This is a genomic window from Aeromonas sp. CU5 (genome assembly GCF_002586745.1).
Classification (GTDB): Bacteria; Pseudomonadota; Gammaproteobacteria; order Enterobacterales; family Aeromonadaceae; genus Aeromonas; species Aeromonas sobria.
This window is the reverse complement of record NZ_CP023817.1, coordinates 2507665-2521781: the sequence shown is the minus strand read 5'-3', so window position 1 is coordinate 2521781 and position 14117 is coordinate 2507665. Positions and strand designations below refer to the sequence as shown.

The 14117-nt window shown below is 60.5% G+C and carries 11 protein-coding genes; 3 read left to right on the top strand and 8 right to left on the bottom strand.

Features of this window, described 5'->3' with window-relative positions:
• Positions 1 to 124: 124 nt before the first annotated feature.
• Together uhpT and CK911_RS11000 are read right to left on the bottom strand one after the other, a co-directional pair.
• Positions 125 to 1531 (bottom strand): hexose-6-phosphate:phosphate antiporter, encoded by a 1407-nt coding sequence (gene uhpT / locus CK911_RS11005; RefSeq protein ID WP_042020224.1) that lies wholly within the window; start codon positions 1529 to 1531, stop codon positions 125 to 127.
• 577 nt (positions 1532 to 2108) lie between these two features.
• Entirely contained in the window at positions 2109 to 4016 is a 1908-nt protein-coding gene (locus tag CK911_RS11000) for a fructose-specific PTS transporter subunit EIIC (RefSeq protein WP_098969948.1), read from the bottom strand.
• Between the two features lie 490 nt (positions 4017 to 4506).
• Between CK911_RS11000 and CK911_RS10995 the strand changes: the two genes are divergently transcribed.
• Complete coding sequence (locus CK911_RS10995) at positions 4507 to 5808, top strand: PAS domain-containing methyl-accepting chemotaxis protein (protein ID WP_042020226.1); 1302 nt, start codon at positions 4507 to 4509, stop codon at positions 5806 to 5808.
• A 181-nt stretch (positions 5809 to 5989) separates the two neighbouring features.
• A complete protein-coding gene (locus CK911_RS10990) occupies positions 5990 to 6532 on the top strand; it encodes a DUF3332 domain-containing protein (RefSeq protein WP_042020227.1) in 543 nt (180 codons plus the stop codon).
• 64 nt (positions 6533 to 6596) lie between these two features.
• On the opposite strand, the gene CK911_RS10985 is transcribed toward CK911_RS10990, so the two are convergent.
• The 6 genes from CK911_RS10985 to CK911_RS10960 all read right to left on the bottom strand — a co-directional run bounded on the left by CK911_RS10985 (position 6597) and on the right by CK911_RS10960 (position 12495).
• Positions 6597 to 7655 carry an FUSC family protein gene (locus tag CK911_RS10985; protein WP_098969947.1) on the bottom strand — a complete coding sequence of 353 codons (1059 nt, stop codon included), beginning with the start codon at positions 7653 to 7655 and terminating at the stop codon, positions 6597 to 6599.
• Between the two features lie 75 nt (positions 7656 to 7730).
• On the bottom strand, positions 7731 to 9494 hold the full coding sequence (locus CK911_RS10980; RefSeq protein ID WP_098969946.1) for a bifunctional molybdopterin-guanine dinucleotide biosynthesis adaptor protein MobB/molybdopterin molybdotransferase MoeA: 1764 nt from the start codon (positions 9492 to 9494) through the stop codon (positions 7731 to 7733).
• Positions 9491 to 10135: a molybdenum cofactor guanylyltransferase MobA gene (mobA, locus tag CK911_RS10975; protein ID WP_098969945.1), complete on the bottom strand. Its 645-nt coding sequence runs from the start codon at positions 10133 to 10135 to the stop codon at positions 9491 to 9493. The genes CK911_RS10980 and mobA overlap by 4 nt, the downstream gene beginning before the upstream one ends.
• The gene (locus tag CK911_RS10970) at positions 10107 to 10802 is read right to left on the bottom strand and encodes an energy-coupling factor ABC transporter ATP-binding protein (protein ID WP_098969944.1); all 696 of its coding nucleotides are present in this window, start codon (positions 10800 to 10802) and stop codon (positions 10107 to 10109) included. The genes mobA and CK911_RS10970 overlap by 29 nt, the downstream gene beginning before the upstream one ends.
• Positions 10803 to 10836: 34 nt before the next feature.
• Entirely contained in the window at positions 10837 to 11538 is a 702-nt protein-coding gene (locus CK911_RS10965; RefSeq protein ID WP_019446238.1) for an ABC transporter permease, read from the bottom strand.
• 126 nt (positions 11539 to 11664) lie between these two features.
• Entirely contained in the window at positions 11665 to 12495 is an 831-nt protein-coding gene (locus CK911_RS10960; RefSeq protein WP_098972612.1) for a substrate-binding domain-containing protein, read from the bottom strand.
• Positions 12496 to 12750: 255 nt separating this feature from the next.
• On the opposite strand from CK911_RS10960, the gene CK911_RS10955 reads away from it, so the two are divergent.
• Positions 12751 to 14106, top strand: coding sequence for a sigma-54 dependent transcriptional regulator (locus CK911_RS10955; protein ID WP_098969943.1), 1356 nt, complete (start codon positions 12751 to 12753; stop codon positions 14104 to 14106).
• The last annotated feature ends 11 nt before the right edge of the window (positions 14107 to 14117 follow it).

Sequence of the window (14117 nt, the reverse complement as noted above, 5' to 3'; positions counted from 1 at the left end):
GATATGTCTGCCCCTTGAGCGGCAGCGCAGGCTCATGTCGGGCCCATCGGGTGTCTGGTTGCGCCAAACAACAAGGGCCACCCCTGTGGGTGGCCCTGAACAATCAGCGACAATCTGTAGGGGATCAGGCGGTCTGGCCGGCCAGCGCTGCGGCTTTCAGCTCGCGCTTGATACGGCGGATCTTGCGCTCTTCGGCCACGGCCACACAGGCCATCAGCACCAGACAGGCGGCAGCAGCCATGTCGAGGGCGGCGAAGGTGCCTGCCCAGCCAGTCAGACCGAAGATGGGGGTGCCATCGGCGATCATGCCCAGACCCAGTTTGGCGAAGCTGTCACCGATCAGATAAGCAAAGGTGCCCTTGACCCCATCGGCTACGCTGATGCCCTGTTTGGGGACGAAGCCCACGGCGGCAACGCCGATCAGCAGCTGCGGACCAAACACCAGGAAGCCCAGCAAGAACAGTGAACCCAGGAACATGAACGGGGTCGTGGCGTGCTGATAGAGACCCAGGGTGGCAATGATCAGTGCCAAGGCGACGCAAGCCACCAGACCACGACGGCCATTGGCCAGATCGGAGAGATAACCCCACATCAGGGTGCCGACCAGTGCGCCCACTTCAAAGAAGGTAAAGCCCTGAATCGCCACCTCTTTGGAGAAGCCCAGCTCCTGGTGAGCGTAGACGGTAGACCACTGGTCGATACCGATGCGCACCACGTAGAGGAAGATGTTGGCAAAGCAGAGCAGCCAGATCACTTTGTTCAGCAACACGTACTTCACGAAGATCTGACCCTTGGTCAGCTGCTGCTCTTCGGTGGCGATATCTTCTTCGCTCGCCACTTCGTCAAACAGCTCTTCCACCTTGCCCAGACCATAGGCTTCCGGTGAATCGCTACCAAAACGCAGGCCGATAAAGCCGACGATCAGCGCGATGATGGACGGGAAGATAAACATGCCGAGCACATTGCCATCAAACAGGTAGTTGGCACCGAACAGCGCCACACCGGCCGCACCGGCACCGCCCACGTTGTGGGAGAGGTTCCACATGCCGAGGTAAGTGCCGCGCTTGTTGCGTGGCGTCCACTTGGTGATGGTGGAGTAGCTGCAAGAGCCACCACAGCTTTGGAAGAAACCACTGGCTGCGTAGAAGAAGATCATCAGGTAGAGGCTAAAACCTGTGCCACCCATGCTGGCACTGAAGCCCAGCATGCAGAGGGCGGAGAGGATCAGCATCAGCGGCAGGAACTGCTTGGTGTTCTTGCCATCGGCGTAGTAGGAGACGACTGTCTTGCCCACCCCGTAGGTGATGGAGAAACCAAGGCCGATCATGCCAAGCTCGGTCATCGACAGACCGTACTCCTGGATCATGTCATTTTGCGCAATGTTGAAGTTCTTGCGGATCAGATACATGGTCAGGTAGCCAATAAATACAACCAGATAGGATTGCATAAACGGCTTGAACCAGAGCTTGCGCCGGGCTTCGACCGGCAGGTCGAGGGTCGGAACCCGGACCTGTTGGAGCAATTTCAACATCTTCGTTCATCCTCTGCGAGATAGACGGTATTTCCGCCGCGCCCCTCATTTGTAGATAAATTGTTTGAGGTCACGCCACGGAAGGGGAACCGAAAGTCAGATCCTGCCAGTTGGTGCTGCGGCCGACTCTCCATCCATATAAACCCGGGCCCGGCACGGGATGATGGGGCTGGTTGCCCATCGTGGTGCGGGTCACGACATCAGGTGGGGTGACTCTAATCAGAGGGGCAGAAAATGGCTTGAGAGCCATCCCTAGTGGCACTAGGAAAATTTCCTAGTTTTTGCGCTTTCGCGGAAAAAGCGTGAGAAACATCACACAGTGAACGCCCAATTGCTGCCATGTCAGCCAGTTTGCTGCGGTGTACGAGCCCTTGGTTGCGAGGCGTGAGGGAGAGAAGTAAGGAGAGGAGGGCGAAGCGAGAAGTGAGGAGAGAAGCGAGGTAGGCGGGGTCATCGACCACTGTTTCGTGGGGGCGGAGCAGGGGATAACGGGCTATCAGCCGCCGCGAAAACCAAAGAGGCCACCCCGTGGGGTGGCCTCCTTTTATGCGTTACGAGTAGCGATTGCGAGGGAGACTCAGGCCGCCTTGGCCAGAGCTACCTCGTCACTCTTTTTGATCCGCAGTTTTTTCAGGGCTACCGCCACCACACCGGTGACGATGGCACCGCAGACCATACAGAGCAGTGCCAGCAGCGGCTTGTTGACCGCACCTAGCAGGGCCACGATGGGGCCACCGTGGGCGACGCTGTTGGTGATGCCAAACAGGAAGGCCATCACCGCAGCGGTCATGCTGCCCAGAATGTTGGCCGGGATAACGGCCAGCGGATCACGGGCGGCGAACGGAATCGCCCCTTCGGAGATCCCCACCAGACCCATGGCACCGGCGGCTTTGCCTGCTTCGATTTCAGAGGCATCGAAGATACCCAGCTTGCGACCGAGCACGGTTGCAAGCGACATGCCGAGCGGCGCGGCCGGAATGGCGCAGGCCATGGCACCCATAAACTGGGTCTGACCGGAGGCAATCATGCCGACGGAGAACAGGAAGGCCACCTTGTTGACCGGGCCACCCATGTCAAAGCCGGCCATACCCCCCAGCACGATGCCCAGCAACACCAGGCTGCCACCGCTCATGGAGAGCAGCATGGCGTTGAGGCCTGTCATCATGTCGGCAATCGGGGCGCCGATGATGAAGATGAAGACCGCAGCGATAAACAGGGAACCGACGATGGGGGCGATCAGGATCGGCACCAGTGGCTGCACCATCTTGTGGTAGTGACGGGTGGCAATCCAGCGCACCAGATAGCCGACCAGCAGACCTGCGATGATGGCACCGATAAAGCCAGTACCGGCGTCAGCGCCGTAGAAGCTGCCGTTGTTGGCGATCCAGCCGCCGATAAAGCCCGGGGCCAGCGCCGGACGATCACCGATGGCGTAGGCGATATAGCCCGCCAGAATGGGGATCATCAGGGTAAAGGCGGCCACACCCACGTTGAGGATCTGGTTCCACATGCTCCCTTCCGGGATCTGCATGCCGCTCGGGGTCGGGTTGCCGCCGATGGCCAGTGCCAGCGCAATCAACAGACCGCCGGTCACCACGAACGGGATCATGTGGGAGACGCCGTTCATCAGGTAGCGATAGAGATCGGAACTGCCGCCCGCGCTCTTCTCTTCACCCTTTTTATCTTCTTTGCCAGCAACATAGGCGGGGGCTTTCAGTGCCTGCTCGATCAGACCCTTGCCATCCTTGATGGGGGCCTTGACGCCGGTCTTGATCAGCGGCTTGCCAGCGAAGCGGGCCATGTCCACCTGCTTGTCACAGGCAACCACGATGGCGCTGGCGCGGGCAATTTCGTCTGCGGTCGGGCTGTTCTTGACGCCGATGGAGCCGTTGGTCTCCACCTTCACCTCATAACCCAGCTCGCGAGCGGCGCGCTCCAGCGACTCGGCCGCCAGATAGGTGTGGGCGATACCGGCTGGGCAGCCAGTGACACCGATGATGAAGCCTTTGCTGGTGGTTGGGGCTGCGCTCTGCTCCTCTTTCTTGGCCAGCAGCAGCGCCAGTGCCTCAGCGGGGCTCTTGGCGGCCAGCAGCTTGGCGATAAAACCCTCTTCGATCAGCTTGCCGGAGAGCTCGGCCAGCACCTCGATATGGTGATTGGCGCCGCCATCGGGGGAGGCGATCATGAAAAAGAGGTGGGACGGCTTGCCATCTTCGGCGCCGTACTCGATGCCGTTGCGGCTGATGCCGATGGCGACCGCCGGGTTGCTCACCGCCGCACTCTTGGCGTGGGGCAGGGCCACTCCCTCCTCAAAACCTGTGTTACCCAGCTCTTCGCGGGCCCACAGATCCTTGATAAAGGCCTGCTCGTCGCTGACCCTGCCTTGCGATGCCAGCAGGCGGGCCATCTCGGTGAAGACCTCTTCCTTTCGCGTCGCTTTCAAATCGAGGTTGATCAGATGTTCATTGATCAAGGTGGTGATCATGGCGCTCTCCCCGCTTCCGGTGACGGAAGCTATGCGTGAGTACGTATCGACGTACTGGATAAAAATGACCTGGCTATTATCGCGGTTCGTCCGCCCTCGCCCTATCGGACAAATGTGCCAATCACTGGATTTTTGTGCGCAGCAAAACACGATGTGATGAAGATCCCGTTTTCAGGCAGGACTCGCTATTTTCAGTCGGTATTTATTTTTCTTTTTAAAAACAAATGATTGAGGCTATTTGTGGCATGGGGTGAGGTTTGTTATGGGTAATATCAATAAATTAATCTCTATCTGGTGATGGATTTTTATGTGGTGAACCAGAATAAAGCAGTGTGATCTTTATCACGTTAACCCCTGTTTTTCTCGACGTGATTAGGATTTTTATGCGCCTGATGGCCGGGGGGAAGTGGTAAGCGCTATCTATCAGATTTTTCGTCTAAAATCGGTACAGACGTAACCTAATTGCAGGTATCTATCGGAGGCTGGGCTGATGTTTAATTTTAAAATCAAAGCAGAATTACTCGCATGTCAAACGCAGTTGGCCCAGGCCCACGCCTTTATTGATGCCGTCAAAAAGGGGGTGGCAACCATCAGTTTTACCCCGCAAGGGGTTATCCTCGAGGCTAATCCGCTGTTTTTAAGTGTGGTGGGTTATAGCGAGCAGGAGGTGGTTGGCAAACACCATCGGATGTTTTGCGATGCCCACTATGGGCAGTCGACCTCTTACTCGCAGTTTTGGCAGCAACTGGACCATGGCGAGACCCACAGCGGCATTTATCAGCGTTTTGATAAGCAGGGGCGAGAGTTGTGGCTAGAGGCGACCTACTTCCCGGTCAAGGTTGATGGCAAGGTGATCAAAGTGGTCAAGATTGCCGCCGATATCACCGAGAGTTACATCCAGCTTAGCCGTCAGAAAGCCATCGCCTCAGCCCTCGACCGTTCGCTGGCCATTATCGAATTCACCCCCAAAGGTGACATCATCACTGCCAATCAGAATTTCCTCTCCTGCGTTGGTTACTCGTTATCACAACTCAAAGGACAGCATCACAAGCTGTTTTGTGACGACAGCTTTTATCGGGAACAGCCCCATTTTTGGGAGGATTTGGCCCATGGCCAGCTCAAGTCGGGTCTTTTTTTACGCCGGGACAGTCATGGTAACGAGCTCTGGCTGGAGGCAACCTATAACCCCATCAAGGATGAGTCGGGCAAGGTGATCAAAGTGGTCAAGTTTGCCAGTGACGTGACGGAACGGATCAAACGGGCCCAGGCGGTCAGTGAAGCGGCCCGTATCGCTCACACTATTTCTAAAGAGACCACCCAAGCTGCATCGACCGGTTCTGATCTGCTCAATGCCTCGGTCGCTCTCTCGAGTGCTATTTCGGAGCAGGTAAGCAAAACCTCAGCTCTGATTGGTCAGTTAAATGAGCAGTCAAAAAGCATAGAGGCGATTGTTTCCACCATTAGCAGCATTGCGGAGCAGACCAACCTGTTGGCACTGAATGCGGCCATTGAAGCTGCGCGGGCCGGAGATCAGGGCCGTGGTTTTGCGGTGGTGGCCGACGAAGTGCGGCAACTGGCGGCTCGCACCTCGCTCTCTACCGGCGAGATTGCCGCAGTAGTGCAGAAAAACCGCGAGTTGACCGCCCATATCACCAGCAATATCGATGAAGTGGCCAGTAGAGCATTACGTGGCAAGGAGCAGATTAGCGAGGTGAGCAGTGTGATGGCCCAGATTGAGCAGGGGGCCATCAGTGTCACCGAAACCGTATCCAACTTGGCCATAGATTCTTGAGTGGTATTGGTTGTTGAGTAAAGGCACCGTTTGGATTATTACTCCATCGGTGCTTATTTCTTGTGCACTTGATATGTGAATCTGAACCCCTCCTGTATCGTCCCTCCATTGTGAATTGTTCTGGTTTGACCTCTTGATTAGGCTTGCCGCCTCATTAATTTTGGAGCAGGAACAGAACAAGATGGCATTACAACAGAAAGGGCGGGCAATGGCCCTGCTGGTTATGGTCGCGAGCATGGGTCTGGGCGGCTGTATGGGGCAGATGGGGCTTTCTGGCATGGTCACCAAGGGCAACCTGAGCGTGGTGGATAACCGCTACGGCCGTGCCGGGGTCTTCGTGTTGCTCGCCCCTGTCTATGGTCTGGCGGCCACCGGCGATCTGTTCGTATTCAATACCATCGAATTCTGGACTGGCAAAAACGTCATCACTGGCAAGTCGCCAGCGCTGGTCGACATGCGTGCCAACTCGGTGATCAAGGTGAACCAGCATCTGGATCCGGCCCTCAAGAAGGTGCCGTTGGCCATGCTGCCGCAGGGTGTGCGCGAAGTAGAAATCAGCTATCCCAACGCACAAAGCGCCGAAATGAAGCTGCATTATCTGGATGGCAGCATCGGCATGATGCGCGGCGAGAAGCGTGGTGAGATGCTGGATATCTATTTCGATGGTCAGCTGGTCTCTACCATGACCCAGGATCAACTTGAGCAGATCCGCACCGCCGCGTAAACGGCTGAGATCTTCAGGTTGGTACTCAAAACGCCCCGCAACTGCGGGGCGTTTTGCATTGGGCCTAGTCCGGCTGCTTGCGATGGGGCGGGGTGAGGATCAGCCCCAGCAGGCGGCGCAGGTGGGTGAGCTGTTCGGTCAGCTGGACGTTGAGCCAGAGGTAGCCATTAATGGCCGCCTCGGTGTTGGGGGGCAGCGACACCTGCATCGCCACCTCCTGCAGGCGGGCTATGGCGGCATCCGCCCCGCGCCCGTCGCCGGTTTGCATCATCAGGGCGAGCTGGCTGATCACCTCCTCGGTGGCCTGATGGCAAGTGTGCAGCTCGCGGGTGCTCTGCATCAGGAAGTGACTCTGGCGATCGTTCCAGTAAGTGTTGGCCAGCATCTCCAGGGTACAGAGGGTGTTGCGCATGGTGACCTGCACCGCATCAAACAGCGAGATACTGTGGCGAGTCTCCTTGGCCGCGGGAGCCAGCAGGGCCCGCAGTTTGCCGGTCTGGGCCAGCAGTTGGGAGAGATTGTGTTTGAGGCGCGGCCGCTCCAGCACATTGGGGGAGAGGTGGGTGTGATAGAGCCGCCCCGACTGTTGCAGGATCTGGTGCAGTTGCAGCCGCCAGTGGCTGTAGGCGCGCTGGGGATAGATGCTGCAAAAGAGCAGCGCCAGCAGGGAGCCGAGGATCACATCAGCACTGCGCCACAGCGCCATCTTGATGTCCCCCGGCATGGCTCCCATGGTGATGCCAAGGGTGATACCGATCAGCAGCCCCACATAGGGGCGCTTGCCGAGCGCCAGATAGCCGCAGAGGAACATGATGCAACCGCACCAGATCAGGGTGAGCGGCATGGAGTAGATCTCCAGATAAAGTGCCACCACCCCGCAACCGGCGCCGAAGATGGTGCCCACCACCCGCTGCAGGGCACGGGAGAGCACATTGCCCCAAAACGAGATGGGCCCCATCACCACCACTAATGTGATCAGCGGCCAGGTGCTCTCCGGCAGTTGCAGTTCGCGGGTCAGCAAAAAGGTGAGCATAAAGGCGAGCGCAATGCGCAGGCCATGGACGATCCGGTAGTGGCCATAGACCAGCAGATCGAGTCGGGAGAGAGGGGCATCAAGACGCACAGTTTGCCTCGTATCAGGTTGCCGATCAGGTGTGTGACGGGGCGCCGTGCATCCGGCCGACGCCCCGTTCGGGTATCAGGCCAGTCGTCCCTGCAAGGGGTGGATCCAGACCCGCTCGCCAATGGCGATGCCGGGTTGATCCGGTACGATTTCGATCAGGCAGTTGGCATCGCTCATGGAGCTGAGAATGCCGGAGCCCTGCGGCCCTGTGGTACGCACCCGCAGCTGGCCGTTGCGGTCCTGATGGAAGATGCCGCGCAGAAATTCGGTGCGCCCCGGGCGGCTCTTCATCTTCTCGTCCGCCAGTGCCGACAGGCGCAGCGGCTGCCACAGCTTGCCTTGCAGGCGGGCGATGGCGGGTTCGACAAACTGCAGCACGCAGATCATCGCCGCCACCGGATTGCCCGGCAGGCCGAAGAAGGGGGTCTGCCCCAGCTTGCCAAAGGCGAGCGGGCGGCCCGGCCGCATCTGGATGCGCCAGAAATCGATCTGGCCGAGCTCTGCCAGCACCAGCTTGATAAAGTCGGCGTTGCCCACCGACACCCCGCCCGAGCTCAGCACCAGATCGGCGCTGGCGGCGGCCTGCTCCAGCTGCTGGCGCAGGATGGCCTTGTCATCGGGAATGATGCCAAGGTCCATCACCTCGCACCCGGCGGCGCGAATCAGGGCCATCAGGGTGAAGCGGTTGCTGTCGAAGATATGGCCGGGGGCGAGCTGTTCGCCCGGTGCCTGCACCTCATCGCCGGTACTGAACAGCGCCACTTTCAGCGGGGTGCGCACGCTGAGCGTGGCTTGACCGAGGGATGCTGCCAGCCCGAGCTGGGGGGCGCCAAGCCAGGTACCGGCCGGGATGGCGACCGCACCCTTGGCGAGATCTTCGCCAGCCAGGCGCACATTCTGCCCCGCCCGGATTGGGGTGGTGACGGCGACCCACTCACCTTCAATCAGCGTCTCTTCCCGCATCACCACGGTATCCACGCCGGGGGGCAGCGGGGCGCCGGTCATGATCTGCACCGCCTGACCGGCCAGCACCGGCTCATGGTGCTGCTGGCCCGCCAGCACTTCCCCCACCAGCTGCCAGCGACCGGCGGCGAGGTCGTCGCTGCGCAGGCCAATGCCATCCATCGCCGAGTTGGCGTGGGGCGGCACATTGATGGGGCTCACCAGATCGGCGGCCAGCACGGCGCCGTGGCACTGAGCCAGCGGTTTTTCACTGCAGGCGTTGCTTGGGGTGAGGGCCGCCAGAATGGCGTTGCGGGCCGCCTCTACCGAGAGAAATCCCTTGCCCGCCTCCGGCTCCTTGCTCTGGCAGCCGTCAAGCCAGCGGCAGACGAAGTCGGCGATGGCCGCCAGATCGTTGATATCGAGGCGGGGCAGGCTTGTCTGCTGTTGTTCGCCACTCTGTTGGGGCTGATCGCTGGCCAGCGCGATGATGTCCCTGTCGTCGGGGAAGAGCAGCGGCTTGCCAATTTCGGCGCGGTGCAGTTCGATTTTCGGGAAGTGCTCGTGCTTGAACCCCTCGACCAAGAGCAAGTCGAGGCTGGTTTGATCGAAGCTTGCCAGCAGCTGGCGAAAGTCGGCTTCGGCAAGCTCGGTTTCAATGATGCGGGCATGGCGGCGGCGGGAGGCCACCATCATCTGCTGGGCCCCCGCCTTGCGCAGCCGATGGCTGTCCTTGCCCGGCTGGTCGATGTCAAAGTCGTGGTGGGCGTGCTTGAGCACCCCGATGCGCAGGCCGCGATCCACCAGCAGGGGGATCAACTGCTCCAGTAAGGTGGTCTTGCCGGTGCCGCTCCAGGCGGCAAAGCCGAGCAGGGGAAGGGTGGGGGCCGGGGTCATGAGGTGACTCCTTGTTGGGGGTCGATAGCCGGGGCAAGCAGGCGGGCCTCGTAGGCGGCCAGCTCGGCAGGGCTGTTGAGATTGATAAAGGCATCCGGCTGATCGGCAAAGCTCACCACCGCCATATTGTGGCGGGCAAACCAGACATCGATTTTGCGCTCACCCTCGGCCAGCGCGGCGCTGAGGGAGGGGAGCAGGGATTTATGCAGCAGAGCCACCACGGGTTGCAGCCAGTCGCCGTCGTGGGCCACCACCAGCTCGGTCTGTGGGGTCAGGGCGGCGCGAAAGCGGCTCATCAGATCCAGCGGCAGGGCGGGGCCATCGCAGGGGACAAACAGCACCCAGTCATGACGGGCGGCGGCAAGGCCCGCCTGCATGCCCGCCAGCGGGCCGAGATAGTCGTTGTTGTCATCGCTGATGACTGGGGCCAGCGCCTGATAGCGGGGCTGACTGCGGTTGGCGTTGATCAGCACCTCATCCACCTGGGGGCGCAGGCGTGCCAAAACGTGGTCGATCAGGGGGCGTCCCGCCAGTGCTACCCATCCCTTGTCTTCGCCCCCCATGCGGGTGGCGCGGCCTCCTGCCAGGATCACTGCTGATACGGCAACGGGATCAGAGTGGCTGTCGCTTTTTGAAGTCATGTCGCTCGATGATTTTTAAAGGGGTCGTCTCTTGCAGCTGGCCACGGGCGAGGGTCCATTGCCGCTCGCACAGGTCGGTCAGGGCATTGCTCTGGTGGCTGATGACGACCAGGCCGCTGCCATGTTCCCGCAGATCTTGCGCCAATGCGGCCATCAGGGCAACCGAATGTGTGTCCAGATTGGCGGTGGGCTCATCCATCAGCAGAAAGGCCGGTTGCAGCGCCCAAGCGCGGGCCATCGCCAGCCGTTGCCGTTCGCCACCGGACAAAATACTGATGTGCTCCCGCGCCAGCCCCTCCAGCTCGACCCGGCGCAGCGCTTCGAACACCCGGATTTCGCTGCCGAGCTGTTTATCCAGCGCCCATGCCACGTTGTCGTGTACGGTGCGATCGAACAGATAGGGAGTCTGGTGCAGATAGGTGACCCGGCCCGGCCCCAGATCCCGCTTGAGCAGCCGGTTGAGCCGCCGTTGCCAGCGCCCCGGTAGATTGGTGTTGCCACGGGTGGGGGCGAGCAGCCCCGCCAGGATCTTGAGCAGGGTGGTCTTGCCCACCCCGTTGGCCCCGTGCAGCCAGATGGCATCCCCCGGTGCGATGGCGAGCCGGTCAATCTCGAACAGCTGGCGCTCGCCAAAGCGCATGGTGAGTTGCTGGGCGGTCAGGGCCATGGGGTACTCCTGTTGATACACAGTGGGGGCATGGTCAGTTCTTCAAATAACTGTGGCCGCGACACGCGGTCAGCAGCAGGTTGAGCAAGAGGGCTAGGGTGAGCAGCACTATGCCGAGCGCCACCCCCTGGGTGAAGGCACCTTTCTGGGTCTCCAGCGCGATGGCGGTGGGGATATTGCGGGTGAAGTGCAGGATATTGCCCCCCACCATCATGGAGCAGCCTACCTCGGTAACGATGCGGCTAAAGGCGCCGATGATGGCGGCCAGCAGGCCAAAGCGGCACTCATGCATCAGGCCGATCAACGCCTTGGGCCAGGATACCCCCAGGGTCAGGGCGGTCTCCCAGGCGCGCCGATCGCTCTGGACAAACGCCGCGTGGGCCATGGTGGCGATCACCGGAAAGGCGATCAGCATCTGCCCCACCACCATCGCCTGCTGGGTAAACAGCAGCTTCCAGTCGCCAAAGGGGCCGGCCCGCGACAGCAGCATATAGAGCAGCAGGCCAATCACCACGGTCGGCACCGATTGCAGGGTATTGATGCAGGAGAGCCAGAGCCAGCGGCCGGGCAACGGCAGATAGGCCAGCGCAAAGCCCAGCAGCAACGCGGGCAGCAGCACCAGCAGCAGTGCTATACAGGAGACGGAGAAGGAGACCCCCACCACCTGCCACAGTTCGGTGTCACCACTGAACAGCAGGGCGAGGGCCGCCAACGTTGTATCGATCAAGGTTGGCATGACGCCTCTCTCCCATGGTGCAGGGCTAGGGCGGCCAACGTCGCATCGAGCCGTGTCAGCATCAGGCGCCTCCCTCAGCGAACCGGGGGAGGGCCATCAACGTCATCGCAGGGGTCAGGGTTGCCATTATTTCCCGTTGGCATCCGCCACAAACAGCGCCTGACCCGCCACCTTGAAGTCGCCGATCAACTTCTGGCCATGCTCGGAGATCAGCCAGTTTTTCAGGGTGCGCGCCCCTTCGGTGTTGAGATCCGGGTAGCGCTTGGGGTTGACCAGGATCACCTGATAGGGGTTGAACAGGCGCTTGTCACCCTCCAGCAGCACGGCGAGATCCAGCTTGCTCTGATAGGCGAGCCAGGTGCCACGGTCGGTCAGGGTGTAGGCACCCAGCTCGGAGGCCATGGTCAGGGTCGGACCCATCCCCTGGCCGATGGATTTGTAACCGGCAAACTCGGGTTTGACGTCAGCGGCTTGCCACAGGGTCTGCTCCTTGATGTGGGTGCCGGATTCGTCACCGCGGGAGATAAAGGTCTGGCCCTGATCCTTGATGGCTTGCAGCCCCTTGGCCGCGTCGTGCAGCTTGGCCAGACCCGCCGGGTCTTTCGCCGGGCCGACGATGACGAAGTCGTTGTACATCAAATGCACCGGCTCGATGCCAAAGCCCGCATCAACGAACTTCTTCTCGGCAGAGGGGGCGTGGGTCATCACCAGATCAGCATCGCCATTTTCGCCCATCTTCAGGCTCTGGCCGGTACCGGCCGCCATCACCTGCACCGGATAACCGGTCTCTTTGGTGAACTGGGGCAGCAGCCAGCCCAGCAGACCGGACTGCTCGGTGCTGGTGGTGGTAGCGAGGCGGATCGGCGCTTTCGCGGCGTCAGCGTGGGCCGCTCCGGCGATCAGCAGGCTGGCGGCGAGGGAGAGGGCAAAACGTTTGAAATTGGTTTTTATCGTCATCTTGATGCAACTTTTTTCAGGGTGGATGAGGAGAGGGCAAGAGTAAGCAAGCAGGGTGCCAAACTGTTCCTTTGTCATCGCATTCACGGTTTGCCGTTTAAAAACAGAAGCTTATTGAAATCAATCAGGGGAGCTTGTTGTCGCTTTTAATCATGGGTGTTGGTGCTTTTGATACGGGAAGGACAAAATGTCCCACTAAAGTTCCGGTTATCGGGATATTATCTGACCTTACGTGTATCTGAGGTACTTTTTTCCATGACTGCATCCGTTAGCCGCTGGTCTGCCCTCTCCCTGCTCATCGTTGACGATGAGCCCGGCATGCGCAGCTTTCTGGCCAAGGCACTGGCCAAGCGCTTCGCCCAGATAGAGACTGCCGCCAGCGTGGAAGAGGCGGAAGCCCTGCGCTGCCGCCTGCATTTTGATCTCATCATCGCCGACATCCGGCTGCCGGGGCGCTCCGGCATCGAGTGGCACGAGGCCATCGACCCCGCTACCCGTCGCAGCGACATCATTTTCATGACAGGTTTTGGCGACATGGATACCGCCCTCAAGGCGCTGCGCCTCGGCGCCAGCGACTTTATCCTCAAGCCCTTCAATCTCGATCAGATGGTGCAGGCGGTGGACAGGGTCATCGAGCGCCGCCAGATGGAGCGGGAGAACCTGCTGCTGCGCCGGGAGGTGAGCAAGCTGTTCCCCCCCACCCTGATTGGCGACAGCGCCAAGACCCGCGAGCTCAAGACGCTCATCGCCAGAGTGGCCCCCTCCAATGCCGCCGTGCTGGTGGAGGGGGAGTCCGGCACCGGCAAGGAGCTGGTGGCCCGCGCCCTGCATCAACTCTCTGGCCGGATGGGGGCTTTTGTGCCGCTAAACTGCGCCTCCATCGCCCCCGAACTGCTGGAAAGCGAGCTGTTTGGCCACGTGCAGGGGGCCTTTACCGGTGCCCGCAAGGGGCGTGACGGCCTGTTTCGGGTTGCCCATCAGGGCACCCTGTTTCTCGACGAGATCGGCGAAATGCCGCTGGCCATGCAATCCTCCCTGCTGCGGGTGCTGGAGCAAAAAGCCATTCGCCCGGTCGGTGCCGAGCGCGAGCTGGCGGTGGATGTACGCATCGTCGCCGCCACCAACCGCAACCTCAAAGCCGAAGTGGAGGCGGGCCGCTTTCGTGAAGATCTCTTCTACCGCCTCAACGTGGTGGCACTGCCGGTGGCGCCGCTGCGGGATCGCATCGACGACATCCCCGCGCTGGTGCACCACTTTACCCGCCAGCTCACCGCCGAGATGGGGATGGGATCCTTAAGCTGGACCCACGAGGATGTGGTGGCCATGCAGGCTTATCCATGGCCCGGCAACGTGCGGGAGCTGCGCAACCTGATTGAGCGCTGTCTGCTGCTGGGCAAGCCCCCCGCCGATTACTGGCTGAGCAGCAAACCCGCCGAACAGGAGGCGAGCGAGGAGGGTTATCCGCTGGCATGGCCGCTGGCCGAGGTGGAGAAGGCCCACATCCTGCAAGTGGTAGCCAGCCATGATGGCAACAAGTCGGCCGCTTCCCGGGTGCTCGGGGTGGCGCGCAAGACCCTGGAGCGCAAATTCAAGGAGTGGGCCATCGAATGAGGAAGGTTGAT